Genomic DNA, 26,945 nt, shown 5'->3' on the forward strand with positions numbered 1-26,945 from the left:
GACCCCGCCTGCGACGAATCCGTCGCGTCGTCGTCACCGACGGACAACAACAAGCAGGCGCCACGCCACACAACTGACACAAATTCCGTCTAGGCTCTCCAGCGCGTCTGCGCCTGCCGCTGTTTCCCACCCGTGAGGCTCGCCATGCCTGACAATTTCGTCGTCCAATCAAGCGCCCTGCCCTCTTCCACCAAGCTCGTAGCTTTCCACGGCACCGAGGGTATTTCGAAGCCCTATCGCTTCGAGCTCTACCTGGTGATGACGAACGACGCCGGCCAGAGCTTTGATATGGCCGCGGCCGTGGGGCAGCCGGTGAGCATCTCCCTGGAGCGGAGCGACGGCGGCGAGCCCTTCCTTCGAAGCGGCGTCCTCGGCAGCATCGAGCTCATCAACGAGTTCGTCGGTCGGTCCGTCTTCCGGGCCACCATGGTCCCGCGCCTCGCCTTGCTCGCCATGTCGTTTCACAGCCGCGTCTTCACCGTGCAGGCCATCCCGGCGATCATTCAAGCCGTCCTTCAAAAGGGCGGCGTCACGGACTGCGCCCTCCAGCTCCAGGGCTCCTACAACCCCGAGGAGCATATCTGTCAGTACCGCGAGACCGATTATGCCTTCATCGCCCGGTGGATGGAGCGCGAAGGCATCTATTACTACTTCGAGCATGGGGAGGGCGGCGAGACGCTGGTGCTTGTCGATAACAAGTCTGCCCATCAGCCCCATGGCGGCAAGCCCATTCGCTATTTCCCGCAACCGGGCGGCGCCAACACCGCGAAGGACACCTTCCACGCCTTCACCTGCCGGCATGAGGCCATGCCCGGCACGGTCCGCCTCAAGGACTACAACTACGCCACGCCGGCCGTACCGGTCACCGGGCAGGCGTCGGTCAGCCCGAGCGGCGTTGGCGAGGTCAGCGTGTTCGGCGCGCGGTTCTTCTCGTCGGGCGACGGGGCGCGGCTGGCGCGGATCAAGGCCGAGAGCCTCTCCGCGACCGGCGTCGTGTACCAGGCGATGGGCAAGGCAGCGACGGTGGTCCCCGGGTTTACCTTCGAGATCGAGGACCACCCGCGGGCCGCGTTCAACACGAAGTACCTGGCCATCGAGGTCGAGCACTGGTCCAACCAGGCCCCGGACATGCCCGAGCTCCGCGACTTCACGACGTGGACCGAGAACTACCGCATGGAGGCCAAGGCCATCCCCACGACGACGCAGTTCCGCGCGCCGCAGGTCACCGAGTGGCCGCGCATCTACGGCACCGAGATCGCCATCGTCGAGGGCGCGGCGGTCAGCGAGTACGCGCAGATCGACAGCCAGGGTCGCTACCGGATCAAGTTCCTCTTCGACGAGAGCGACCTGAGCGGGGGGAAGGCGTCGACCTGGGTCCGGATGCTCCAGCCCCACGGCGGCGGCATCGAGGGCTTCCACTTCCCGCTGCGCGCAGGCGTCGAGGTCATGTGCGCCTTCGAGGGGGGCGATCCCGACCGGCCGGCCATCGTCGGCGTCGCGCCCAACGCGCTGACGCCGAGCCCGGTCACGTCGGGGAACAACACGCGGAACGTGATCCAGACGGGCGGGAGGAACCGGCTCGAGCTCGAAGACCAGGCCGGGCAAGAGCGGGTCACGCTGTCGACGCCCTATGACAACACCTACCTCCGGATGGGGGCGCCCAACGGCGGCGCCTCGTACGAGGTCAAGTCGCAAGGGCACGCTTATGTGTGGATCGGAGGCAGCTCCGAGAACATCGTGACTGGCAACCGAACGGCGATCACCGTGGGCATCTCCGAGAGCGTGATCGGGGGCTTCAGCTTGAGCGCCGTCGGAGGATACGCCGGGAGCTTCATCGCTGGATACTCACAGAACGTGATCTTGGGCTATCGCCACACGACCATCCTCGGCAATGAAAAGACGATCCTCCGGGGCAACCGGAAGACCAACATCACGAGGAATCGGAGCACGAAGATCGGGGGCGACGACACGTTCACGCTCGTGGGCGATCGCCTCGCCACCATCAGGGGCAACAGCAGCTTGCGCATCATGGGGAGGCGCAACACCCAGATCAGAGGCAAGGACGAGAGCACCTTCTTCAACGGGCGAGAGACGACGGTCTTCGTATCGAACAAAACGACGATCAACGGCACCAGCGAGACCGATGTCAACGGGACCCGACGCACAGACGTCCGCGGCCATGCCACCGGCAACTTTTACGCGGGGCGAACGACCACCGTTCACGCGGGGGGGAGCACGAAGACGATCAGAGGCGGGAACACCGCCAAGATCTATGGCCCCAGAAAAACCACGGTCTATGGACCGAGCTCGAGCACCATCAATGGCCCCGCCGAAAGCAAGATAACAGGCCTCTACACGACCAAGATCGGGTCGCGCGTCGAGGTCATCAACGGAACGAAATACGAGAACATCAAGGGGCTAGCGTTCAAACGCGCCCCCTTGGAGATAAAGAAACTGAACGCAGCAGAAATCTCGGCAAAGGGCTACAAGGCCTCGGCCGAGATATTGACGATCAAAGCTCGACTCGGCCTCTCGAACGCGGACTTGCACATCCTGAAGTAATCCACCCACCGAGTGTGGAACAGGCTCGCGCCCGGCGCTGAGCCGAACGATCCATCGAGCCCGCTACCCTGGAGTCCGTCGGATGAAAATCGTCAAGCCCATGCGCCTCGGGGTGGTGCCGAGGGTCTTCATGCACCAGCGCACCCCGCACCTCGTGGTCACCACCTTCGTCGGCTTCTCCTACGACCGGCCGGCCCGGCTGCTCTATGAGCCCACGGTCTGGAAGATCGCCATGGAGGAGCTCGGCGAGGACGGCCTCCTCGACGAGTTCAACCCCAAGACCCGGGGCGAGCTCCTCGTCACGGGCCGCTGCTATCCGCCGGGGCGCGCCGCCCGCCCCGCGAGCTCGGTCCGCGTCCAGCTCGGGCCCATCAACAAGAGCCTCTACGTCATCGGCGACCGGACGTGGGGGATGCTCGGCATGTCGGATCCGACGCCCTTCACCGAGATGCCCGTCACCTGGCGAAACGCCTTTGGCGGGAAGGATTTTGCCAGGAACCCGCTGGGCAAAGGCCACGGCGACAAGAGCGCGGCGCTCCCCAACATCGAGTCGCCCAAGCACCTCATCCACGCGCGCAGCGACTGCCCTACGCCCGCCGGCCTCGACGGCTACGACCTGACGTGGCCCCAGCGGTTCTCCAAGATCGGCACCTACGACGCGGCGTGGCGCGACGAGTGCTTCCCTGGTTTTGCGCGGGATCTGGACCCGACGCTGTTCAACATGGCTCCGGAAGACCAGCAGATCGACGGGTTCTTCAGGGGCGACGAGACCTTCGTGGTCGAGAACATGCACCCCGACAAGCCTCGGATCGAAGGCTCCCTTCCCGGGGTCGTGAGTCGATGCTTCGTCTGCCTCAAGACGAGCGACGGCGTGGAGATCCACGAGCCCGCGATGAAGCTCGACACGGTGCGTCTGTTCCCGCACCGCGAGCGGGGGGTCGTCCTCTTCCGCGGCGGCATCGAGATCTCCGAGGACGACGCAGACGACGTGGTGGCGGTGCTGGTTGCCTGCGAAGCCATGGGCGCCCCCAGGCCCGCCGCGTATTACCACGACTACCTCATCCCCCGGCTTGGCCTTGAGAGCAAAGAACTCCCGGATGACCAGGACGACACGCTCATGCCCGAGCCCGAAGATCCGGAGGCGCCGCCGCTGCCCGATGACACGCTCTCCGGGCTCGCGTCAAAGCTCAGGCGAGAAGGGTTTCTGGGAGGCACTCCGGCTCGATCCGTCAAGCGCGCGGCTGCAGCCGCGGCCGGCGCCGGCGTCGTCACCGCCGGTGTCCACGGAGCGAGAGCAGCGGAGGGCCTCGACGTCGAAGCGGCCGAGGCCGAGCTCGAGAGGGACCCCGACCTCGAGGCGACCGAGGCCGAGCTCGCCGAGATGGGGATCGACCCCGGGCACCTCGCCGCCTCAGCCGACGCGGAAGGGGCGGAGTTAGCCACGGACTTCCCGGAGGGCACGGAGGAAGAAGAGAGCCCTGCATGGTCCCAGGCTGACACGGGGCTGAGCCACGAGGCAGACCCGGAGCCACTCGCGTTTGCGGCCCCGACGATGACCCCCGCCCTGGAGGACGACCCCGAGGAGGCCGAGGCGCTTCGCGCGCAGGAAGCGCTCATGGAGTGGGGCAAGAAGCAGCTGCGAGACCGTGGCATCGATCCAGAGGCGCACCTCGCCCAGGAAGAGCCCTCCGACGACCTTGCGTCCCTCGATGACTCGGAAGAATCCGAAGAGACCGTGGTCCGCTTGGTCGAGGGTCGGCTCAGCAGCGGGCTGACCGCGCACGGGGTCGACGTCGGCGCGTTGCTGGCGAGGACGCGTCAGAACGCCGCCGACGGTCCGAGCGAGCTCAGGATATCGGAGGTCCGCGAGCGCGTGCGGCAGTCGCTGACGAGCGAGGGCTTCACGCCGGAGAAGAGCGAAGAGCTGGTGTCGTCGCTGGATTGGCAAGCGTTCGAGGACGAGACCCAGGCCGCCGCTGACGAGGACCTCGACGACACATTCCACCTCCCCGACGAGGCGCCCGAGGCTGCCCACGCGCCGCCAGAGGACGAGGCCTGGGGCGGTGAGCCTACGGACGACGAGGGCTTCGCGTCTGCGGAGGATCTGGACGACAGGGCTTCGTCTTTCGCCGAGCTGGGCGAAGACGGGCCTCGGCTCGCGCACCTCCTGGCGGCCTCCGCGCCCCTCGACAGCGAAGAGTCCCTGCAGCTTCGCCGCGAAGTGGAGGCCGGGCACAAGGAGGGGCGGAGCTTCGCGGGGTGCGACCTCACGGGCGCCGATCTCTCTCACCTCAACCTCGAGGGGATCGACCTCGAGGGCGCCATGCTCGAGTCGGCCTTTCTCACCGGGAGCATCTTGCGAAGAGCGAAGCTCACCGGAGCCGTCCTGGCGCGAGCCAACCTGGAGGCCGCGGATCTCTCGGAGGCCAAGCTCAACGGAGCCAATTTCGGTTCGGCGTGCCTGCGGGACGTGAAGGCAGGTGGAGGCGTCGATTTCGGCGAGGCCGTGCTCGTCAAGGCGGACCTCTGGGGAGCGGATCTGTCCGGCGCCAACCTCTCGCGCGCCGACCTCTCCGAGGCCAATTTCTGCGACACCAACCTGGAGAACGCCGTCGCGGAAGAGGCGATGTTCCAGCAGGTGGACCTCACGGGAGCGCGACTCGTGGGCGCGCGGCTCTCGGGGTGCACGTTCAACGAGGTGAACGTGACCGAGGTCGATTTCACCGGCGTCGACCTGAGCTCCGCCACCTTCATCGCCGCCCAGGGCGACCGCGCCATCTTCCGAAACGTGATGGCAAAGGACCTCACGAGCGTGATGGGCTCGTCCTTCGCTGGCGCAGACTTCGCCGGCGCGAACCTCGCCGGCGCGAACCTGATGGGGACGAGCCTCGCCGGCAGCGACCTCTCCGACGCCGACCTGCGCGGCGCGCTGCTCAACGAGGCCGACTTGACGGAGGCGAGCCTCGATCGCGCGAACCTCGCCGAGGCCATGCTGACCCGCGCCAACCTCACCGGGGCGTCGCTCTACGCCGCTGACCTGAGGCAGAGCATCATGAACCATGCGTGCGTCCAGGGGGCCAACTTCGAGAAGGCCAACCTGTTCAGCGTGTGCGCCGATCGAATGGTTGGAGATGACGACACGAGCTTTGCCGGCGCCAACCTCAAGCGACTCAGGGTAATACCGGCCTAGAGGGAGCATGGACAGGGAAGCGCTGCGCAAGCTGATCGAACAAGAAGAGGTCGTTTCGGAGCTGGACTTGTCGGGCTTCGACCTGTCGGGGCTCGACCTCTCCGGCGGGATCTTCGAAGATGTCCGCTTCACCAACGCCAACCTCGCCGGCGTCAAGGTGCGCGAGGCGATCTTTCACCGCTGTGACCTCGCGGGAGCCAACCTGAAGGGGCTGGATTTTCACCTCGGCACGGCCATGGATTGCACGTTCACGGGGGCCGTGCTCGCCGACGCCTCGCTGGTTGGAGCGAACATCTCGGCCGTGGACCTCGAATCGGCCGATCTGACCGGAGCCGACCTCTCGTCGGCTACCATCGACCATGCCGAGCTCAAGAACGCCCGATTCGTCCGTGCCAACCTGACCGACGGCACCCTGTTTGGCGTCACGCTCGAGGGCACGGACTTCTCTCAGGCCAACTTGACCAGGGCTGTCTTGTTCCGTCAGGACCTGTCCCAGGCCATTCTCACGGGGACTACCCTCGTGGAAGCGATCCTGATCGAGGTAAGGATGGGGCCCAAGGACTTCCGGCGGATGGACCTCAGCAGAACGCAATTTACAAGCGCCGACCTGCAGGGTTGCGACTTTTCAGGGGCCACGCTGACGCAATGCGGCTTCAAGGGCGCCAACTTGACCGGGGCTCGACTGGACGGCGCCGTCGCCCGGCTGGCCGACTTCGTCGAAGCGACCCTGATGAACGCGAGCCTCACCCAGGCCGACCTGAGCCAAGCGCTCTTCGTCGACGCGCGCGCGGGCGCCACGAACCTCTCGGGCGCGCGGCTCGAGATGAGCGTCTGGCACCGGGCGAGGTGCCCGGGTGCCCGCTTCTGCCGGGCAGACCTGAGCCACGCAGACTTCTCCCACGCCGACGTGTCGTCCGCCGATTTCTCCGATGCGACGCTGTCGCGCGCGCGGCTGCACCGTGTGACGGACAAGGGCACGATCTGGCCGCCGAGCAAGGCGCTGGCGCACGGAGACGACCAGGAGCTCAAGGAAGCAGAAGACTGGCAGGCCAACGTCCTTGGGAGGCCTGCCGGCAGTCAACGCCCCCCTCACTCATGAGGAAACCATGCAGAGCGCAGCAAGAGCGAGACAATACCAGCGGGAAGCCTACGGCGATCACGGCGCCGTGCTCCGCATCGATGGCCCCGCGTACATCGTCGAGACCGAGCATGGCGAGATCCGCGCGAGGCGCGCGACGAGCTGCCTGCTGGAGCCTGCCACCGGAGACCTGGTGCTCCTCACCACCGTGAACGGCACGCATTACATCCTCGCCGTCCTCGAGCGAGAGGAGGGCGCGCCCTCACACCTCGTCTCCGAAGGAGATCTACAGATTCGTTTGCGGCGCGGCTCGCTGGGCCTCTCGGCGCCCGACGGTGTACACGTGGCAGCCGGCAAGGACCTCTCGATGGCCGCGTCGACCTTCCGTGTCCAGGCCAAGGAGGGGCACGTCGCGCTGGAGCTGTTCTCGTTCCTCAGCAAGGTGGCTCGCGGCGAGGTCGACCGCGCCAAGCTGGTCGGCCGGAGCCTCGACTCGGCGCTCGAACGGCTGTCGCAGAGGGTGAAGCGCTCCTACCGCATCGTGGAAGAGGCGGACCATGTGCGCGCCGAGCGCATCGACTATGCGGCCAAGGGCAACCTCGCCATCCACAGCGAGAACGCCAAGATCACCGCGTGCCACGTCGTGAAAATCGATGCCGATCAGATCCAGGTAGGGTGACCGAACATGTTTGCAATCACGTCGAGCGGTGGAATGGACTTTGGCATGCCGGATGTCTGCCGTCTTCCGACGATGGTCCCCGTCCCATTTCCAAACTTTGCAGCGAAGCCCATGGGGACGTCCCCCGCGTACAAAGTGCGCATCGGGGTCGCTCCCGCCCATACCGTGACAACCACCATTCCGCTCACCTCCGGCGACAACCCTGGGCTCCTTGGTGGCGTGATCTCGGGCCGCAACATGGGCCCCGCGAGGCGTCTCCGATTCTCTCGCAACACGTTGTGGCAGGGAAAACCGGCGGTGGTGCTCTCCGCCAACGGCTTTGGGAACCAGATCAACACGAACTCGACGACCATTGTCCCGAGCCAGATCAAGGTCCTGGTTCTCAAGTGACGTCCGCTCGGTCTTCCGCGAGAGCGCCCCGAGAGCCCGCCCTGTTCTGACCCCTGAGGGACACCCACGTGGCCATCGATGAAACTACCCGCATCCGCCTGGGGATCATTCAAAAGAAATACGGCGAGCGCCTGGCCCGGAGCACGAACGGCGCCAACACGCCGGATCGGCGCCAGGTGTTCATCGATGAATTCCGGCGGATCCTGGGCGACATCTTCGTGCCCACGTTCGAAGCCATCGGCGGGGAGCTCGCCTCGTCAGGCCACGCTTACCGGATCGAGCATGACGTGGGCGAGAAGACCCCCAGCATCGAGTTTCACCTCCTGCTGCGGGGCGTACCGGCGAACGCGAACAACCTGATCCGCCTCTTCTACAGCGCCGAGGCCGCGGGCGACGGAGAGGTGATCGCCGAGGTCAACGTTCACCGGACCCTGACCGAGCTCACGCGGTTCCGGGTGCTGTCTCGGGTCACCCGGGAGGTCGCGGAGCAGATGTGCGTGGACGCCATCGAGCACGTCTTCGCCTGCAACGCTCGCTGAGCGGCCCGCGCGATGCCTGCGGCGCGGCCGCAGGCTGCGAGCGTCGTCCTCCATCCTCCAGCAGGGCGACCCGGCGCTTCACGCTGCGCGCAGGATCCGGCGGTACGTCTCGAGGTACGCCGCCGCCGTCGTCGCCGCCGAGAAGCGCTCCTCGGCCGCGCGACGGCACGCCGCCGGGTCGAGCCGGTCGACCCTCGCCATCGCGTCGGCCATCTCCACCGCGCCGTCCACGAGGAACCCCGTCCGGCCGTGCTCGACGATCTCCGGCAGCGCGCCGGCGCCGCGCAGCGCGATCACCGGCGTGCCCGAGGCCAGCGCCTCCAGGGCCACGAGCGAGCTGGTCTCCTGCACCAGGCTGGGGACGAGGAGGCACCGCGCCGCCGCGAGCAGGCGGCGCTTCCGGGCGAGGCCCACCGGGCCGATGAAGCGCCGCACGGGCCCGGGGCCGCGCAGCATCGGCAGCAGGACCTCCTGGAGGTACCGCGTGTGCTCCTCGTACCCGAACGCCTGGCCGGCGATGACGAGCGGCACGGCGGCGCGGACCGAGGCCTCGACGGCGACGTGATAGCCCTTCTCCGGGCAGATCCGGCCCAGCGCCAGCGCGAAGCCGCGCTTGTACCGCCTCGGCCGGTAGTGCTCCAGCCGGACGCCGTTCGGGATGTCGGGCAGGAGCCGCGCCTCCGGCGGACAGGCGCGCCGCTGCGTCGCGGACACGCAGTGGAGGAACGTCCTCGGCCGCTCGAGACAGAACACCGCAGGCGAATAGAAGCCTGGCGGGAGATGGAGGGTCGCGAGCACCGGCGCACCCGGCTCGGGCAGGTAGCGATCGAAATCGACGCCGTGCATGTGGACGAGGTCGATCGGATACCTGTCCAGGACCCGGGCGACGGCGCTCCGGTGATGGCTCCAGGCCCGCTCCCTCGCCGCCTCGTCGAGGGCCGCGCCAGGCGGGGGCGCCGGCGTGGCGACCAGCGTCCCGGCGCACGCGGAGCCCTCCGGAGCGACAACGATCGACCGGTGGCCGCCGCGCGAGAGCGCCTCGTCGAGCATCGAGAGCACCTGCTCGGCGCCGCCGACGGCGTCCGGACCCACGGGCGCGAGCGGATAACCGACGAGCAGGACCGTCAGAGGCACAGCTCACGCTCGAGGCCGAGCAGCGTGAGCGTCTTGGCCGCGAGCCGCCGCCAGCGCGCGCCGTCGATCGGGAAGCCGAGGCGCTCGTAATGGAGCGGGCCGTCGTGCGGGGGCCTGCGGAAATCGTAAGCGGGCGCCGGCCGGAAGCGCTCGACCTCCGCGCCGAACGGGGCGAGCACCTCCCGCTGGCTGGCGAAGCAGGCCAGCATGGCGCGCTTCCGCGACGCCTCGATGTCCGAGAGCCGGAGGGCGATCTCGGGGACGCCGGCGTGCGCGATGAACTCGCCGGTGCGGAGGCGGCCGCGCGCGGCGTGGTACGACGCCGCCTCGAAGATCAGCGGCGAGGTGACGCCGTTCCAGAGGGCGAGCACCGCCGCCGCGTGGACGGCGAGCGCCGCCGCGTCGTGATCGGGGTGGCCGCCCTCGTAGGGGTGGGTGAACACCACCTCGGGCCGCGTCCGGGCGAACAGCTCGACGAGCCGCCGGGTGAGGCTCGGCGCCTCCTCGATCGCCTCCTGGTCGACCGCGCCGAGGCACCTGAGCCGCCCCGCAGGCACGTTGCCGGCCGACATGGCGCGGGTCACCTCCTCGCGCCGGAGCGCGGCGTAGCGCTCGCGCCCGATGCCGGCGAGGCCCGCCGGCACGAAGCGCTCGTCGCGGGGCGCCCCGTCGGTCACGTGGACCACCTCGATCGGGCTGAGCCGGCCGATCCGCGCGCCGAGCCCGATGGTCTCGTCGTCCGGATGGGCGAGCACGACGAGACAGCGCGGCGCCCGGCCCGACGAGAGCCAGGAGAACGGCGGCCACGCGAGCTCCTGGGCGGAGGGCCCCTGACGGCGCAGCACGGCGAGGTTCACGAAAGCACCTCCGCGCGCCTGCTGCGCAGCCCGGTGCGCGGCTCGGATCGCCCCCCCGAGATGCCGCGGTGCTCCTCGGGTCTCCTCTTTCGCTTCGGCGTGCTCGCGACGTGGGACATGAGCCACCTGGAGTGCATGCGGTCAGGTCGTCCTGGCGAAAAACGCAGCGATCTCCACACTACCAAACGGCGACGCGGCGCGCCAGACGCGCGTAAACCGCGGACAGACGAGCAGGCGCCTACGCGCTCCTTTACGTACGCATGCAGGGCGTTACGCATGGCGGCACCTCATGCGTAGCGCCGCGTCATCCGGGCGCAGAAGTCGGCGAACTCCTCGATCCGCTGGGGAGGGCTCGTGTGGTGGGGCCGGACGCCGGCGTGCTCTGGGGTGAAGCAGTAGGTCAGGGTCACCTCGAACGGCTCGAGCGCCTTCATCTGCCGGTCGAACCAGGCCTCCGCGCCGGGGCGGAAGCTGTCGGCCCAGCTGAGGCCCGTGCGGAGGTGGCGCACCCCGAGCTCCTTCAGCCACGCCACCGCGTCGTCGAGCCGGTGGTCCTCGAAGTGGAACCACTGGCACAGACCGAATTCAGGGGTGTACTCCGGGAAGAGCCGGAGCGCGCGCTTGGGCGTCCCGTCCTCGCGGAGCAGGCCCATGTAGAAATGCCTGTAATACGACGAGCCCTCGGCCTCGCGGTGCCGGGTCGTCGCCGGCCACGCGCGCGGCAGGTCATAGAGGCTGTACCAGTGGATCCGCTCGACCTTGCCGCGGAGCAGCTCGGCGCTCCGCCGGAGGCCGAACTCCTGCACCTCCTCGGCGCCGAACGTGGAGACGCCGACCTCGGTGATCCAGAGAGGCCTGTCGGTCACCGCGCGGATCTCCTCGAGCTTGGCGGGCCACTCGTGGATCTGCCAGTGATTCCAGTCGAGGGGGAAGCCGTGCACCGCGACCACGTCGACGTGCTCGAGCACGCCCTGCCGCCCCATGTTGGCGATGAACCCCGGATCGATCGGCGAGATGCCGCCCAGCACCCGCAGCAACCAATGGCGCTCGCTCCGGATCGCGTCCGCTGCGAGCTTCACCATGGTTCCATACGTCGTCCACTCGGGATCGATCTCGAAATCCCAGTGCGACTTGTTGTTGGGCTCGTTCCAGAGCATCACCGCCTCGATCACGCCAGCTCTCCCTTCTCGAAAGCTCGCCTCGCCGGGTAGACGGCGCCGGGCGGACGGCCGGCGGCCCTCTCGCGCCGGCGGCAGAGGTAAACCTCGGGCTCGGGGTGGTTCACGATCTCGAAGCCGGCGCTCCGCAGCATCGCCTCGGCGCAAGCCCGGTTGGGCACCCACCAGTTGGTCGGGTCGTGCGCATAGCTGTGCTCCACGAAATGGAGCCGGGGATAACCCGCCTCGTCGAAGATCTCCTCCTCGGAGAAGGGAAAATCTTCCTCGAGCGGCGCCACCTCCGCGCTGCCGCGCTGCATGCTCTGGAAAATGAGCGTGTGTCCGACCACGTGCTCGTGGAGCAGATCGAGCGCCAGGAGCGGGTGGCGGAGGTGGTACAGGACGCCCAGGAAGAGCACGAGATCGAAGCGCTCTCCGAGGCTGCCGACGTCGTACACGGAGAGGTTCCGGAACTCGATGTCCGCCCCGGAGACCTCCGCGGCGAAGCGCGCCTGCGCCAGGTAGTCCTCGTCGCTGTCGATCCCGAGGACGCGCGCCGCCCCGCGGCGCTTCATCTCGAGCGAGTAGAAGCCGGCGTTGCAGCCGATGTCGAGGACCGTCTTGCCCGTGAGATCCGCCGGGACGGCGTCGGCGAAGCCCCTCCATTTGAACGCGGGGTAATCGCCCAGGAAATGGTCGGGCGCCGTCTTCACCCCGCCGAGATCGAGGTTGTGGAACCACGGCCCGAGCCCGCGCACGCGCTCCTGGATCTGCTCCCGCGTCCACTTCGTCGCTCCCTCGACGCACCTCTCCATGGCCCCTCCCTTCACGCGGCGGCGCGGCTGAGGAGCTGGATGGCCTCGTGGTAGCCGTGCAGCGTCCCCACGTCGACATAGGCCTCTCCGGCCCGCACGGCGCGCGCGCTGCCGCCGCGGGCGAGGTACTCGTTCACCAGCGTCCCGATGTACGGGTCCTCCCGCCCGCGCTCGCACCAGAGGCCGTGGAGCTCTTGCATCACAGCCCCCGTGAGCCTGAAGGCGCCCCAGACCCACCGCGAGCGCGCGCCTCGCTGCTTGACCTGGATCTCGAGCACCCGGCCCTCCTCGTCGGTGACGACCGCGTCGAAGAGCTCCGGATGCTCGACCGGAAAGAGCAGGAACGAGAGCCCCCCGCCGCCGAGCGAGCAGAGCCCGTGCTCCGGGAACCACACTGTGTCGGGGAGCCCCACGAGCACGTCCTCCTCCGGCCGGATCCAGGGGAGCGACCTGAAGATGGCGTCGCAGAGCCCGGCGGCGGCCGGCTGCACCACATAACAGATGTGCGCCGGGCCGACGCTCGCCCCGTAGTACTCGACGATATCCGACTTGCCCGGCGAGATCACCATGCAGAGCCGGGTCGCCCCGGCGAGCACCATGCGATCGATGAGGTACTCGCTGACCGCGCGCGGCCGCTCCACGTCGCCGTCCCTGCGCGTCCCCACCGGGAGCAGCTCCTTCGAGAACGCGAGCGGCTGTATCCTGCTGCCCAGGCCCGCCGCCGGAATCACTCCCCACATCGCGTCGTCCCTCCGTTCCATGAGCCGACCTCGACTGCGTTCAATGAGCCGAGACCGACTCGAGAATGGTCACGAGCTCCGCCGCGCGGCGCGCCGCGCTGTGCTCCGCGAGCACCCGCTCCTGCGCCGCGCGGGCGATGGCCGCGATCTCGCCCGCCGGGAGCGAGAGCGCCGCGACCGCGTCGTCCGTCGTCGCCGCCACGAGGATCTCCCTCCCCGGCGTGAAGAACCGGTCGAGCCCCTCCCAGCCGTCGCTCAGGATCGGCGTCCCGCACGCGGCGGCCTCGAAGAGCCTGCCGGAAGGGCAGTACCCCATCGCCGCCATCGCCCCCCGCGTCACGTTGAGCGTCAGCCGCGACGAGCAATAGAACGCCGGGTGATCCGGCGGCGCCACGTGGCGCACGTAATAGACGTTCTGCGCCCACGGGAAGTCCCCGGGATAGAGCGAGCCCCCGATGACGAACCGCCTCTCGGGCAGCCGCCTCGCCGCGTCGAGGAAGAGGCGGGAGAGCGCCGCCTGCCGGTCGGCGGCGTACGTGCCGAGGTACGAGAGGTCCCCGCGGAAGCCGTCCCGCGGCGGGACCGGGCGGTGCACCGCCGGGTCCGCGCTGCCATAGAGCGGGAACACCCGCCGGGCGCCGAGCTTCGCCTTTAGCTGATCGAGCGCCGCGCCGCCGGTGTAGCTGAGCACGCAGTCGAAATCGACGAGGCCTCGAGGGCCGATGTAGCCGACCGGCTGTCCGGCCTGGATGCGATCCAGCGTCACAGGCGTGTCGAGATCGTAGAAGACCTTGAGCGCGCCGGACTCGAGGACCACGTCGGTCGCGGGGCCGCCGTCTGGGCAGTACGACGTGACCATCGCCGCCTCGGCCTCGCGGACGGCGCGCCTGGCCTCGGGGAGGACGTCCTCGAACGAGGTGTAGAGCCGGAGCGTGTTGCCGTGCGAGAGCGCGCTCAGATCCCGGTGCGCGGCGTAATACGGGACGTCGCGCTCGAAGAAGGTGACGCGGTGCCCGGCTCGCCCGAGGGCGGAGACGACGCCGCGCCACAGCGTAGCGTGGCCATTGCCCCAGGAAGAGCTGATCGTCAGACCGAAGATGACGAGCCTCATGGCGGAGCGGACCTCCTCCATGCCTGCATCTCCGGCGCCGGCGCCGCCGGCCTGTCCGGCTCGCGGAGGATCATCGCTTCCACCTCGGGGCGGCAGCGGATCCGCGGCAAGAGCGCCCTTGCCTCGGGCCGGAGGCGGCGGAGCGTGTACGCCACCTTGGCGCGGGTGTGCTCGGGCCCGTAGCAGTCGAGGAACCCGGCGCTGTTCAGCGAGAAGAACGAGAGCGCGTCGGCGTCGTTGAGCAAGGCGAGCTCGGCGTCGTCTCCCGGCCGCTCGTGCGACGCCACCAGGGCGCCGATCCGGTCGAGGACCTCCGGCGCGAGCCCGACGCCGGCGAGCGCGGCGCGCGTCAGGGCCGCCCCGCGCCGCGCGTGCTCGTCCTTGAACGCCTGGTAGTCCGGGGCGCGGTGCTCACGCCGGACGTCCGCCTCGGAGACGAGCCGCTCCACGTCGTGGAAGAGCGCCGCCGCCTGGACCGCGACGCCGGCGCGCGGCTCGAGGCGGAGCATCCATTGCCAGACGTCGATCGCATGATCGTAATCGGCGCGGACGAGCGGCCTGTCGAGATCGTGGAGCTCCCGGTGCCGCCCGAGGATCCGGGCGAAGACAGCGGTCGCGGAGGCGAGGTTCCTCCTGCGGATGAAGCGCTGGCACCGTGTGAGGACCTCGTAGGCGGCGCGCGCGGCGCCCGCTCGATCGAGCCCCTCGATCCGGAGGTCGAAGAGGCCGCCGGCGTCGAGCGCGTGCAGGCGGGTGTCGAGCGCCCACAGGTCGAGCGCCGACGAGCGCCACGCGCGGCCGTCGACGACGGCGTGGAGCGCACCCCCGGATGGGCCGGGCGCGCCGCTCTCCACCGCCACGCCAGGGAACTCCCTGGAGAGCGCCGCCCTGTCGGACGGAGAGAGCAGCGGCGTCCCGCAGATCGATGGTCCATCGCTGCTCGAAGGGGGGCCGTCGATGAGGATCAGGCGCTTGAGCATGAGCGTGCGCTCTCCGGTCAGCCCGGGCATGGAGCTCGACACAGCTGCCGCGCGCGGCTGCCGCGGACGAACAGGGATCGCAGGTGGGAACCTATCGCCGTGCTCCTCACCGCACCATCGCGGAAATTCCGTAGAGCACCGTCGGGAAAGAAATGAGCGCGAGACGTGGGATCGCCGTAGCCAAGCCCGCCGCGGCGATCTCCTCTCGGCGCTCCGCCCCGAGCCCCGCCCCGTGGCCGCCCTGCCACGACAGCCGCACTGGGTCCGCCTGTGCTGTGCGCCCGCCGCCTGGGGTCGCCCGGGCGTGGCCCACTGCCCCTGATACCGCATCTCCGGGTAGGTCGGGTCTGTGACGAAGACATAGCGCGACAGGTAGTGCGCTGCCGGGAACACATTGACGAACTCGGGATCCACGATCCCATTGAACGCCGCGCCGCGCGACATGTACGTCGAGACGTGGAACGGGCGCGCGTCATCCTGGCTCTTCCCCAGGGCGGCGGATCGAGGAGAACAAAGCGGCGTGTTTCCCGTCGGCGCGGGAGCTGGCCCAGCATGATCGCAGCGCGGCCAGGTGTTCCTGTCGCCGCTGCTGGCCGAATTTATGAGGCGCATCACACAGCGGACCGGCTCCCATTGCGCGCCGCGGCCCGGTAAGCGAGTGTGACGCCGATGCAGCTTGCGCAGCGCCTGGCCGGGCTTGAGATGTCGGCCGTCCCCGTGTGGGTCCTCGACGTGGACCGCTCTCGGGTCTGCTGGGTGAACGAGGCCGGCCTGGAGATGTGGCGGGCGCAGGATCGCGACGAGCTGTTCGCGCGCGATTTCTCGACGGTGCCTGCGCCGGTCCGGACGCGCATCCAGGCCCTCGCCGCGCAGGTACGCGAGCGCCGCGTCGTGCGCGAGAGCTGGACCTTCTACCCGCGCGGGATGCCCGTGACGGTGACGCTCCACTCCTCGAGCGTCGAGCTCGACGATGGGCGATTCGCGATCTTGAGCCAGGCGCTTCCCCCGGATGGAGCCCCTGAGCCGGAGCTCCTCCGAGGCATCGAGGCGCTGCGCCACACCTCCGTGATGATCGCGTTCGTCGACCCGACCGGAGACCTCCTCATGCAGAACCCGGCGGCGCTGCGGGCGTTCGGCCGCACGAGGACGTGGAGCGCCTGGCTGAGCGAGCCGGGCGAGGCGGACGCGATGCTCAGGGCGGCGCTGGACGGCGACATCGTGACGCGAGAGATGCTCGTCCGCACGGTGGATGGAGAGCGCCTGCACGCGATCGAGGGGCGAGCGGTGCGTGATCCCGTGGCGGGCGCCATGGGGGTTCTGCTCCACCACACCGACGAAACGGCGCGGATAGGCGCGGAGCGCTCCGCCGAGGAGCGCGGCCGCCTTCTGGAGGAGCTGAACGCGACGCTTGCGCTCGTCGAGCAGCAGCGCGGTGAGATCCTCGCCCTCTCCGCGCCCATCCTGGACGTGGGCGAGCGCGCGCTGGCGCTGCCGATCATCGGTGCGCTGAACCGAGAGCGGAGCGCGGAGATCGCGGCGCGGCTCCTGCCTGCGATCGCCGGCTCCGGGGTCGACCGGGTGATCCTCGATATGACCGGCGCCGCGGCGCTCGACGAGGCCGGCGCCAGGCACCTGATCGAGATGGTAGGAGCCATCCGGCTGCTCGGCGCGTCCGCCATGATCACGGGTATCCAGCCCGCGCTGGCCCGCACCCTGGTGGCATCGGGCTTTGACGGGACCGGCATCACCATCGTCGGCTCCATCGCCCAGGGCCTCTCGCGCTCCAGGAAGCGCTGAGTCGAAGCCACCGTCGTGCTCCGGCCGGGCATCCGGCCTCGTCCTGCCGCAGGCCTTCGACCACCTGGCACACGTCGGGCAACGATTGGCACAAAGCGGCACCACGATTCGTAAACTATCAATATTCCATCGCATTCAGGACGGCACAAAGCATGCTCCTCCGGGCCATCATGAACATCGAGATGGCAAGGCGAGCGGTTGGGGTCGGGGTGTTTGCGGCGAGTGCGTCCTTCGGAGGGGGATGCATGGCCGAGGTCGTGGACGGCACCGATGAAGCACGGGATGAAGTGAAAGAGGAGGAGACCGCCTGCTGGGCTGACTTCGGCCCCGAGGCGCCCGGCGAATGCACCATCGGCGAGGAGCGGGAATGCCCTGACAAAGATCCCCATTCGGGGAGCGGGTTTTGCCGTGAAAAGTGCGTGAACATCGACGGCAAAGCCGTCTGGGGGCTCAGGACCACCTGGCGCGAGTGCCCCTTCGTTGAATCGGCGTGGCACATCGGAACATCGCCCGAATGTACCTGTTTCACGCCTCTCGTGCTCTCCTTCGACAATCGCCCGGTGGAGTTCACCGCCGAGGCGGGCGCCGCCTTCGATCTGACCGGCACCGGCGTGTGCCACGCGAGCGATTGGCCCACCTCGGCGACGCCCTGGCTCGCGCTCGATCGCGACGGCGACGGCGTCATCCAGGATGGAGGCGAGCTGTTCGGCTCGGCCACGCGGCTGGGGAGCGGGGGATTCGCGAAGAACGGCTTCGAAGCGCTGCGGGAGCTCGACGCGGACAACAACGGCGTCTTCGACAAGCAGGATCCGGCGTTCGCCAGGGTGGTCGTCTGGTCGGATAACAACCTCGACAGGACGAGCGAACCGAGAGAGATCACGCCCCTCGAGGCGCTCGGCGTGACGTCGATCGATCTCCGCGACTTCCGCGAGTGGCGCTGCGACGCGCGCGGCAATTGCGAGGGCGAGCGGAGCGCGTTTGCCTTCACGGACGCCGCTGGCATGGCGCGCCGGGGGACGGTGATCGACGTGTACATGTCTCGTCGATGAGCGCCGCGCGGCGCTCACCCGGGCAGGCGGCGTGCTGTGCCGCTTCGCAGCGAGCCAGAGCTGCGCGACTTGCGGTGCAGCGGGGACGACACCGGCGTTAGCCCGACGACATCCCACCTCCGCTTCGGCCCGAGCCGTTAACATGCAAATTGCATCGTTCGCACGTGAATTCACAGGACGAGGTTTCGCCGGCGCAGTATGAGGCGGAGTTGCGGTCGAGATGCGCTTCGAGGCTATCAAGCGCGCACCCCCGCAAGGATATGCCGCACCCTTCCACGATGCCCCTTACGGGCCATTGCCCGAGGAGACGTTTCGTCATGAGAACGCTTCCCAAGAACCGCCATGCCACGTTCGGCTCGATCCTTTGCGTCGCCTCCCTGGGCGTCTTCGCGTTCGGTCCCGGGTGCAGCGCGGCCTCGTCAGACTCCGCCGGCGCGGAGCAGGTCGGCGAGGCTGACGAGCACGTCACCGCGGCACAGTGCGAGTACTTCGATGTCAACGGCAAGGTCACGATCTGCCACTACACCGGCTCGAGGGCGTGACCTGCACGGCGTCCGACCAGTGCCACGTGGCCGGCACCTGCGACCCCCAGACGGGGCTCTGCTCGAACCCCGTCGCCCCTGACGGCGCCGGCTGCGACGACGGCGACGCCTGCACGCCGACCGACACGTGCCAGGCCGGCACCTGCACCAGCGGCAACCCCGTCACCTGCACCGCGAGCGACGAGTGTCACGTGGCCGGCACCTGCGACTCCTCCAGCGGCGTCTGCTCCAACCCCAACGCCCCGGATGGGATCTACTGCAGCACGGGCATCTGCGAGACCGGGGCATGTTACGTGCCCACCCTGAGCTTCCAGGCGAGCCAGAGCTACGCCGCCGGCAACCGCCCCGCGGGCGTGGCGACGGGCGACGTCAATGGCGACGGCAACCGCGACCTCGTCGTGATCAACGTCGTCGGTGCCGACGCGAGCGTGCTGCTGGGCAACGGCGACGGCACCCTCACGGCCGCCGCCCCCGTCGGCGGCATCGGCACGAACCCCGGCGGCGTGGCGCTGGCGGACCTCGACGGCGACGGCAAGCTCGATCTCCTCGTCGGGGGCTTCAACGTCCCCGGCATCGGCGGCCTCCGCGTGCTGCTGGGCAACGGCGACGGCACCTTCCAGGCCCCCGTCCTCTATGCCGTGGGCAATCAACCGACCAGCGTGCAGGTGGCGGACTTCAACGGCGACGGCAAGCTCGACGTCGTCACGTCCAACTTCGTCGGCAGCAGCCTGAGCGTGCTACTGGGCAACGGCGACGGCACCCTCCAGTCCGCCACCAACTACTCCGCCCCCGGCGCCAACACCCCCAACGACGTGGCGGTGGCGGACGTCAACGGTGACGGCAAGCTCGATCTCATCTCGGCCAACGCCAACGGCCAGACCCTGAGCGTGTGGCTCGGCAACGGCGACGGCACCTTCCAGCCCGCCATCGTCTTCCCCTCCGGCGGCAGCTTCCCCGATGCCGTGGCGGTGGGGGACCTCAACGGCGACGGCAAGCTCGACCTCGCCACGACCAACTACTTCGCGAACACCGTGAGCGTGCTGATCAACCAATCGTTCTAGTTGGGACGGCGTTGCAAATTGAACGCCGCGCAGCGCTGTACGAGCCTGCGCGGCGCTCCGTGCGGCGACCGTGCGTCGAGGCACGGTCGCCGTTCTACTCGGCACGACGTCCGTACCTGCCAATGGAGGAGCTTCCCAGAGTGCGCGAACGACGCGCGCCAGCGTATCCTCATCGAAATCCGAGGCGGCCCGCCAGCCCGAACTGCGCGCGCTCTCGGCCATGGCGCACGGCGAGGGCTGCGGGGAACGACCATCGCGGCGGCGGTGCTGCCCGCGGTCGCCAGGCTCAGGGACAATCGAGCCAGGGTGTACGGCGATCTCGTCCTGAATTCGCTGAACGATGCGGTCCGGCGGGCGCTGGAGGCGATGATAAAGGACAAGTGAGCGACGAAAAGACGAAGCCGGCGGCCTCGCGATTGAACCACATCTCGCCGGGGCCCACAAGACGTACCAAGGTACGGATGGTCGTCCCCACTTCGTAGCGCTAGCTTGCGCGCGGCACCTTCCACCGGAAAAGGAGTATCGCCGATGACGCGCGAGACACCGCTCATCCGCATGTCCCTCTTCACGCTCCTGGGCGCGAAGTCCGTCACAATGCTCAGCGGGTGCACCTCCACGCCGGCAGAGGACGACCACCTCGGGAGCGCGGAGCAGGCGCTCACCGCCTCCGAGTGCAACTACTTCGCGGTGAACGGCAAGGTCCAGACCTGTGTGGACGGCGTGAACAGCTATACTTGTCAGTGCCCGGCTGGCTACAGCGAGACCAACTGCGAGACGCAGGCAACGGCCTGCCCGTGCTCGAGCCTGCCCGAGTGGCAGGCGGCGCTGGCCACCTCGCCTCTGCCTGCCGGTTCGTGCAGCGCCAGTTCTTGGCCGGGCCCCTGTGGTAGCGTCGCCAACGTCGAGCCGGGGTCGAGCTTGGCCTACCTGAACGCCGGGGACGGGTCGGCGGCCTGGACACTCTACAGTGGGTCTCCTAGCGGCGGCAGCTCCTCCTTCTGCGGCACCTACGACATTCTGACCAACACCTACTGCTCCTTTTACGGTTACGGGCATCTTGAAATATCCCTCCCGGTGATCCCGGCGGAGAACTCGGCCTGCCAGGCGGAGATCCTGAGCTGGGCACAGCAGAAGGGCGCGACCTGCCACTGAGGATAGGCGACTGGATCTGGCTTGCCGCCATCGAGGGCGGCATCGCGCTCCCGGGCGCCGCGCCGTCTCCGGCGAGGCGCGCGAGGCGCTCGGCGAGCTGCGCGCGGCGGCCGTCGAGACGCTGAACGGGCTCGGTGGCGACCTCAGCCTCTGGGCAGCGTCACGGGTCGTCGCGTCGAGGAGACGTAGGAATGAAGCTATTCACGTGCCTTTTGCAGCAGGATCCCCAGCTCCACCGCGGACCTCGCCCCCAGCTTGGTCATCACGCGCGCACGGTGCTCCTTGACCGTCCGCTCGGTGATCCCGAGCGCCTCCGCGATCTGCTTGTTGAGCAGCCCCCGCGCGACGGCCTCGCAGACCTCGCGCTCTCGCGCGGAGAGGAGCGCCATCCGCGCCGCGAGGGTGGCAGGCTCGATGGCGGCGGAAGGCGCCGCGCACCGGCTCGTCTCGGCCTCGCCGGGCGCCGTTCCGGCGGCGAGCAGACCGCGCCGGCGAGTCTCTTCCGGGCGCTCTCCGAACGCGCGCACGTACGCCGACTCGAAGACCTCGCGCCGGGCGAAGCCGGCGGCGCGCGCGACGTGCAGCACGGCGAGGTGCGGCTCGGCGAGCAGCGCCCGCTGCGCGCGGACGAGGCGCCGATCGCGAAGGAACGTTCCGAGCGAGGTCCCGCGGTGCGCGCGGAACGCCGCCTCGACCGAGCGGGCGCTCGTCCTGGCAACGGCGGCGAGATCGATCGCGCTGATCGGCCCGGCGGCGTGCGCGTCCACGTACTCTTCGACCCGCCGGAGCACCGTCCGGCTCGACGGCGGCGTGGGCCGCTCCAGCAGGTGAGCGAGGTTGTGAGGCTGCCCCAGCAGCAGGGCGCGCGAGAGCGACTCGGTCAGCCCGGCGAACACCTGGGGGTGATCGATGTCCGTGCCCGCGTTGATCTCGGCGGCCATGAAGCGGCAGAGTCGCTCAACGTAGGATCCGCTTCCGGCGCGGGAGTCCAGCGAGAGCTGGAACTGAAAGTCCTCGCGGACGACCTCGCCGGTGATCGACTCGAGCTGGGAGCAGAGATAGCCTCGGTCGAAGCGCACCGTGATGACGTCCATCGCGCCGTCGTAGTTCACCTTCGAGCGGCCGTGAGGCGAGAAGATGGCTGGGCCGCCGCCGTGTCCCAGGGTCGCGCGGTCGCGTCCCAGCGCCGCGCGTCCGCTGCCGCGGACGGGAATGACGAGCATCGGCGCGTCCACCTGGGCGTCCAGGTAGATCGCGTCGCTGGTATGGTCCTGGACGAAGAGGATGGGGCCGAAGTCCACGGCGTGGGCGCGCCACTCGAAACCGCGCGGGAGCGCGGGGTCGACTTCCCCGTAAAGCCCCTCCCATATGGATACGGCGGTGTGGTGGTCGCGGGTGTGGATCTCGAACCGGCGGGGCACGTCCTCGTGAGTCGCGCGGGGCATGGGGGGTTCGCCTCCAGGATCGATCGCGGATCGGACGGCATGAAACGTCAGCGCTGTCGGGAAAGCAAGCGCGCCCTAACGACGCAATCGTGGGATGACCTGCGGCGGGTACTCGGACTGCGGGCCGGTCTGTCATTGTCAGGGCGGCACGTGGTCCTGCACGACGCCGGCCGCGTGTCAGCCCCTCGTGTGCCCCACGGACAAGGAGGCGCCGCTCATGCTGGACGGCACGGCGTGTCCGGAGCACGTCGGCCTCGAGCGCCCCAAGGCGCCCGGCTGCACCTCCGCGCGCTGCACGTGCGCGCTGAATCCGGACACGGGGACCGCCTTGTGGCAATGCCTCACGTTCCCCTGCTGATGAGCAGCGACGCCCCATGGAGCCATCGGCGGCTCAAGGAGCACGCGAATCGTCGCGAGCGCGTCCATCAACTCCTCGTTGCGGAGGACTCCATCCGTCTCCACCACGCAGTAAAAAGCGCGCGCCGCATCGATGGCCGCTCCGATATCGCGCTCATGTACGCGATGAGGCTGCGACCGCGAGCGCCGCCGGCGAGCCGTCACCCCCGTCGGAACGGCCGTCATGTCGGCCCGGAATACGTCCTCACGACATGGCGCCGTGGATCGGGATCAGGCCAGAGGGTGGATCAGAGGGAAGACGCCGCTGAAGCTCCTGATGCGCCGCCTTTGGTGGACGTCTCGGACGTATCGTGCTCCTGAAATCAGCGAGCTTATTTTCCTTAGCATTCTGAACCTCTTATCCAGTACTATTTCCATACCTACCAATGATTATATATATTCATTGGTAACTTTCCATCGAAAGGAGTCACCCATGCCGTTAGATCGAGACCTTCTCAAGCGCGAAATCCTGCCGATTCCGGACCGGCCCTATGTCGGCCCGGTGATGTACAATGCCCAGGATCCAGCTTCCCACTTCCCTCCGATCGAGCCGATCAGACCGCCTTCGAAAGCCCCCAACGTGCTCCTCATCCTGCTCGACGATGTGGGCTTCGGCGCCGCGGAGCCCTTCGGGGGGGTCATTCATACCCCGACAGCCAAGCGGCTCGCCGAAGGCGGACTCAGATTCACCCGTTTCCACACGACAGCCCTGTGCAGCCCGACGCGCGCCGCCTTGATGACTGGCCGCAACCCCCACTCCGTCGGCATGGGTTGCATCACCGAGTTGTATACCGACGCGCCTGGCTACACCTCGATGATCCCCAATACCGCCGCCTCGATCGCCAAGATCCTCAGGTACAACGGCTACTCGACGGCTCACTTCGGCAAGTGCCACGAGGTGCCCGTCTGGGAAACCGGCCCATCGGGGCCCTTCGACCACTGGCCCACCTACATGGGCTTCGAGAAGTTCTATGGTTTCGTGGCAGGCGAAACCAACCAGTTCTACCCTACCCTCTACGATGGAACGACCTACATCGAAACGCCTCACGACGGGGACTACCACCTGACCACAGATCTGACAAACCAGACAATCAAGTGGATCGAGCAGCAGAAGGCCATGGCGCCGGACAAGCCATTCTTCATCTATTTCGCTCCCGGCGCGACCCATGCGCCCCACCAGATCCCGGACGACTGGCTTGATAAGTATAAGGACAACGAAAACTTCGCCAAGGGCTGGGACGAACTGCGCGAAACGATTTGCAAAAAACAAAAATCGCTTGGCGTCATTCCAGAGGACGCGGAGGCGGCGGTCAACGAGGACGTTCCAAAGTGGGACGATGAAATGTTCGACGGTATGAGGGATTCCCTGCGCCGCGAGATGGAGCTCTACGCCTCTTTCCTCCAACAGACGGACGAAGAGGTCGGCAGGGTGATCAAAACGCTCGAGGACCTCCACCTCATGGAGAACACGCTGATCATTTACATCCTCGGCGACAACGGCGCTTCCGCCGAAGGCACCTTTATGGGCACCTTCAACGAGATGATCGGCTTCAATAACATCCAGAAATCGCTCGATGAGCAGAAGACGATCATCAAGGACAACATAGACAAGTTCGGCACCAAGGAAGCGTACAATCACTATGCCATCGGCTGGGCCCAGGCCATGTGCACGCCGTACAAGTGGACCAAGCAAGTTGCCAGCTTCTTCGGCGGCACGCGCAACGGCATGATCGTCCATTGGCCTGGCCACATCGACCGGGGCGACAGGGGGCTGCGACACCAATTCACTTACGTGATCGATGTGCTTCCGACGATCCTCGAAGCGGCCGGATTGCCGGAGCCAATGAGCGTCGACGGAGTGCTGCAGATGCCCATCGAGGGTACGAGCTTCCTCCGGACGTTCAAAGAGCAGAATGCGCCCGAGTTCCGCACGACCCAGTACTTCGAGATGTTTGGCAACCGTGGCATCTACCATAACGGCTGGACCGCCGTCACCCTCCACTCGAGGCCCTGGGACTTGGAATCCAATCCGGACTACGAAAAGGATACGTGGGAGCTCTACTACACGTACCCATGGGGCGAGAAGTCGCCGCATAAGGTGGACTGGACCCAGGCAAACAACCTCGCCCAACGGGAGCCCGAAAGGCTAGCGCAGCTGAAGAACCTTTTTGAGATCACTGCGGCCCGATATAACGTCTTTCCCCTCAACGACGAAAAGACCGAGCGCCTAGAACAGTCGTCCCCCCCGGTCGGCACGAAGCAGAGGTACGTCGACGGCAGTTTCGTCTCCGACCCGTGCGTGATCAACAACTTCAACCGCTCATTCATGATCACGGCAAAGATCGAGGGCCCCCACGGGGAAGCGCCGAACGGCGTGATCCTCGCCCGGGGCAACGATTTCGGCGGATTTGGCCTCTATGTCAAAGACGCAAGGCTTACTTACGTCTACAACTACCTTGGGCTCGAACGGTACTACGTCCAAGCCGAACCTCTGCTGCTGCCTCTGTCCGAAGCGTACGAGGTCCGCATGAAGTTCACCTACACAGGCACGGATACGGGCGAGGGCGGCAGGGTGGAGCTCCTCATCAAGTGGCCCAGGGACAACGACTTCAAGCCTCTCCCGCTCGTCCCGTTCCCGGCCATCGGTGAGGACCCGCTCAATTATACACCGAAGGATATGCCGCCGGGCCATATCCTTAAGTCCAATCCGATTATCTTCAACGTGGACGCCTTCCTGATGGTCGGCAAGAAGACTGGCGGCCCGTTGTGCCCCGACTTCGCAGGTAGCGGGAACAACCGCTTCCCCGGCAAGGTGCACTGGGCGGAGATCGAGCTGACGGGCGAACCCGCCAAGGTGAGCCCCGAACACAAATTGCACGCGCTGGAGGCGATCCAGTGACACGTTGACCCGGCCGCGGGCCAGCCGCCCGCAGCTCCCCATGGCGAACCGGCCGTCGGGCTCGACCTCGACGTACCGCGCAGATCGCCATCGTTCGCGCGCGCGAACGATGGCGCCCGCCGCCACCAGCGACTTCATCGTGCGATTCCCCGCCGGCGCTGTCATCCAGCCGGGCGAGACCCAGTACGTGGCGATCGCCGGCGGCGAGTGCTTCAGGACCTCCTGCGGCGTGACGAGCCCGTTCACCGGATACGGGATCTATCCCACGTACGAGATCGCAACGGGCGCCGCGACCACGACGAGCCCCGCTGTCCCTGACATGCTCGTACCGGTCACGAACGGGGTCGGCACCGCGTGGGGATTCACCAATGGGGGCGAGCCGGTCATTCTGTTTTACTGGGATGGCATGACGAACCTCGTGACCGACGTCGATTACGTGTTCTATGGAACGGCGGGGCCCCAGGCCCCGGTGAGCAAGACGGGCGTCACGGTCAACGGCTGGACGTATCTGCCGGACACGGCGGACAATGCCGCGCTGCACGCGCCCCTATCGACGAATACGACAACGGTCAACACGTGTCGCGTGGACCTCTCGGAGACCGGCCAGGTCACGATGGGCAGCAATGGCGTCAGCGGCCGCGACGAGGCCAGCGAGCCCTGGTCGACGACCTGGACCGCGTGCGCCGTGCCGAGCGCCGCCGATATCGACCTCGACACGGTCCTCAACAGCATGGATAACTGCCTCACGGTGTCCAACACCGCGCAGCTCGACACCGACGCCGACGGCGTCGGCGACGCCTGCGACAACTGCCCGACCGTGGTCAACGTTGTGCAGTCGGATGCGGATGCCGACGGCGTCGGGGACGCCTGCGACAACTGCCCGACGGAGCCGAACCCCGACCAGGCGGACTCCAATAGCAATGCCATCGGCGACGCCTGCGACGCGTCGGGCGCGGGCGGCGAGGGTGGTATGGGTGGCGGCGGCGGCATGGGCGCCGGCGGCACCGGCGGCAATGGCACCGGCGGCTCCGGCGGCAATGGCACCGGCGGTATGGGCACCGGCGGCACCGGCGGTATGGGCACCGGCGGCACCGGCGGTATGGGCACCGGCGGCGGCGGAGGCAATGGCAGCGGCGGTATGGGCACTGGCGGTGACACGACATCCGCGACCACGGCCGCCACGACCGGTACCGGCAGCGCGGGCGGCAGCGAGGATGACGGCGGTTGCGGCTGCCGCGTGACCGGCGACGAGTCGCCGCGGAGCGCGTCCTACGCTTCGCTCTTCACGATCGCGGCGGCCGCGCTCGGGGTGCGGCGCCGGCGCTCGCGATCCCGCTAGACCGACAGCAGCGGGGGAGGCATCCCAGAAAAT

At 68.0% G+C, this 26,945-nt stretch carries 22 protein-coding genes and 1 pseudogene; 14 read left to right on the forward strand and 9 right to left on the reverse strand.

Annotation, left to right across the window (positions count from 1 at the left end):
- Nucleotides 1–144: 144 nt before the first annotated feature.
- The 6 genes from POL72_RS14260 (at nt 145) to POL72_RS14285 (ending at nt 8,438) form a co-directional block, all read left to right on the forward strand.
- Nucleotides 145–2,562 carry a type VI secretion system Vgr family protein gene (locus tag POL72_RS14260; RefSeq protein ID WP_272095757.1) on the forward strand — a complete coding sequence of 806 codons (2,418 nt, stop codon included), beginning with the start codon at nt 145–147 and terminating at the stop codon, nt 2,560–2,562.
- 82 nt (nt 2,563–2,644) lie between these two features.
- Entirely contained in the window at nt 2,645–5,752 is a 3,108-nt protein-coding gene (locus tag POL72_RS14265; RefSeq protein ID WP_272095758.1) for a DUF2169 domain-containing protein, read from the forward strand.
- A 7-nt stretch (nt 5,753–5,759) separates the two neighbouring features.
- The gene (locus POL72_RS14270; RefSeq protein ID WP_272095759.1) at nt 5,760–6,851 is read left to right on the forward strand and encodes a pentapeptide repeat-containing protein; all 1,092 of its coding nucleotides are present in this window, start codon (nt 5,760–5,762) and stop codon (nt 6,849–6,851) included.
- A gap of 7 nt (nt 6,852–6,858) precedes the next feature.
- The gene (locus POL72_RS14275; protein WP_272095761.1) at nt 6,859–7,509 is read left to right on the forward strand and encodes a DUF3540 domain-containing protein; all 651 of its coding nucleotides are present in this window, start codon (nt 6,859–6,861) and stop codon (nt 7,507–7,509) included.
- A 6-nt stretch (nt 7,510–7,515) separates the two neighbouring features.
- Nucleotides 7,516–7,899, forward strand: coding sequence for a DUF4150 domain-containing protein (locus tag POL72_RS14280; protein WP_272095763.1), 384 nt, complete (start codon nt 7,516–7,518; stop codon nt 7,897–7,899).
- Nucleotides 7,900–7,967: 68 nt separating this feature from the next.
- Nucleotides 7,968–8,438, forward strand: coding sequence for a hypothetical protein (locus POL72_RS14285; protein ID WP_272095765.1), 471 nt, complete (start codon nt 7,968–7,970; stop codon nt 8,436–8,438).
- A gap of 78 nt (nt 8,439–8,516) precedes the next feature.
- Here the strand turns inward: POL72_RS14285 and POL72_RS14290 are convergent, their stop codons facing one another.
- From POL72_RS14290 to POL72_RS51675, 8 genes and pseudogenes are all read right to left on the reverse strand, one after another.
- Nucleotides 8,517–9,572: a glycosyltransferase family 4 protein gene (locus POL72_RS14290; protein WP_272095766.1), complete on the reverse strand. Its 1,056-nt coding sequence runs from the start codon at nt 9,570–9,572 to the stop codon at nt 8,517–8,519.
- Nucleotides 9,563–10,429: a PIG-L deacetylase family protein gene (locus tag POL72_RS14295; protein ID WP_272095767.1), complete on the reverse strand. Its 867-nt coding sequence runs from the start codon at nt 10,427–10,429 to the stop codon at nt 9,563–9,565. The genes POL72_RS14290 and POL72_RS14295 overlap by 10 nt, the downstream gene beginning before the upstream one ends.
- Before the next feature lie 287 nt (nt 10,430–10,716).
- The gene (locus tag POL72_RS14300) at nt 10,717–11,601 is read right to left on the reverse strand and encodes a glycoside hydrolase 5 family protein (protein ID WP_272095768.1); all 885 of its coding nucleotides are present in this window, start codon (nt 11,599–11,601) and stop codon (nt 10,717–10,719) included.
- Nucleotides 11,598–12,401, reverse strand: coding sequence for a TIGR04290 family methyltransferase (locus tag POL72_RS14305; RefSeq protein WP_272095770.1), 804 nt, complete (start codon nt 12,399–12,401; stop codon nt 11,598–11,600). Before POL72_RS14305 ends, POL72_RS14300 begins: the two co-directional genes overlap by 4 nt.
- An 11-nt stretch (nt 12,402–12,412) precedes the next feature.
- On the reverse strand, nt 12,413–13,162 hold the full coding sequence (locus tag POL72_RS14310; RefSeq protein WP_272095772.1) for a sugar phosphate nucleotidyltransferase: 750 nt from the start codon (nt 13,160–13,162) through the stop codon (nt 12,413–12,415).
- Nucleotides 13,163–13,181: 19 nt separating this feature from the next.
- On the reverse strand, nt 13,182–14,252 hold the full coding sequence (locus POL72_RS14315; protein ID WP_272095773.1) for a CgeB family protein: 1,071 nt from the start codon (nt 14,250–14,252) through the stop codon (nt 13,182–13,184).
- Nucleotides 14,249–15,262: a DUF4202 family protein gene (locus POL72_RS14320; RefSeq protein ID WP_272095774.1), complete on the reverse strand. Its 1,014-nt coding sequence runs from the start codon at nt 15,260–15,262 to the stop codon at nt 14,249–14,251. Before POL72_RS14320 ends, POL72_RS14315 begins: the two co-directional genes overlap by 4 nt.
- A gap of 312 nt (nt 15,263–15,574) precedes the next feature.
- A pseudogene (locus POL72_RS51675) lies at nt 15,575–15,844 on the reverse strand (hypothetical protein); the annotation flags it as partial.
- Between the two features lie 57 nt (nt 15,845–15,901).
- Between POL72_RS51675 and POL72_RS14325 the strand changes: the two are divergent.
- The 5 genes from POL72_RS14325 to POL72_RS14345 all read left to right on the forward strand — a co-directional run bounded on the left by POL72_RS14325 (nt 15,902) and on the right by POL72_RS14345 (nt 20,833).
- On the forward strand, nt 15,902–17,029 hold the full coding sequence (locus tag POL72_RS14325; protein ID WP_272095775.1) for an STAS domain-containing protein: 1,128 nt from the start codon (nt 15,902–15,904) through the stop codon (nt 17,027–17,029).
- Between the two features lie 245 nt (nt 17,030–17,274).
- Entirely contained in the window at nt 17,275–18,078 is an 804-nt protein-coding gene (locus tag POL72_RS14330; protein WP_272095776.1) for an SPM autocatalytic domain-containing protein, read from the forward strand.
- A gap of 317 nt (nt 18,079–18,395) precedes the next feature.
- Entirely contained in the window at nt 18,396–18,620 is a 225-nt protein-coding gene (locus POL72_RS14335) for a hypothetical protein (RefSeq protein ID WP_272095778.1), read from the forward strand.
- On the forward strand, nt 18,617–19,681 hold the full coding sequence (locus POL72_RS14340) for an FG-GAP repeat domain-containing protein (protein ID WP_272095779.1): 1,065 nt from the start codon (nt 18,617–18,619) through the stop codon (nt 19,679–19,681). Before POL72_RS14335 ends, POL72_RS14340 begins: the two co-directional genes overlap by 4 nt.
- A 528-nt stretch (nt 19,682–20,209) precedes the next feature.
- Nucleotides 20,210–20,833 (forward strand): calcium-binding EGF-like domain-containing protein, encoded by a 624-nt coding sequence (locus POL72_RS14345; RefSeq protein ID WP_272095780.1) that lies wholly within the window; start codon nt 20,210–20,212, stop codon nt 20,831–20,833.
- A gap of 197 nt (nt 20,834–21,030) precedes the next feature.
- Here POL72_RS14345 and POL72_RS14350 read toward each other — a convergent pair whose 3' ends face one another.
- A complete protein-coding gene (locus POL72_RS14350; protein WP_272095781.1) occupies nt 21,031–22,278 on the reverse strand; it encodes a LuxR C-terminal-related transcriptional regulator in 1,248 nt (415 codons plus the stop codon).
- A 94-nt stretch (nt 22,279–22,372) separates the two neighbouring features.
- On the opposite strand from POL72_RS14350, the gene POL72_RS14355 reads away from it, so the two are divergent.
- The 3 genes from POL72_RS14355 to POL72_RS14365 all read left to right on the forward strand — a co-directional run bounded on the left by POL72_RS14355 (nt 22,373) and on the right by POL72_RS14365 (nt 26,912).
- Nucleotides 22,373–22,636: a hypothetical protein gene (locus tag POL72_RS14355; protein ID WP_272095782.1), complete on the forward strand. Its 264-nt coding sequence runs from the start codon at nt 22,373–22,375 to the stop codon at nt 22,634–22,636.
- A 471-nt stretch (nt 22,637–23,107) separates the two neighbouring features.
- Entirely contained in the window at nt 23,108–25,573 is a 2,466-nt protein-coding gene (locus tag POL72_RS14360; RefSeq protein WP_272095784.1) for an arylsulfatase, read from the forward strand.
- Between the two features lie 109 nt (nt 25,574–25,682).
- Nucleotides 25,683–26,912, forward strand: coding sequence for a thrombospondin type 3 repeat-containing protein (locus POL72_RS14365; RefSeq protein ID WP_272095785.1), 1,230 nt, complete (start codon nt 25,683–25,685; stop codon nt 26,910–26,912).
- Nucleotides 26,913–26,945: the final 33 nt, after the last annotated feature.

The organism is Sorangium aterium, from assembly GCF_028368935.1.
GTDB lineage: Bacteria > Myxococcota_A > Polyangia > Polyangiales > Polyangiaceae > Sorangium > Sorangium atrum.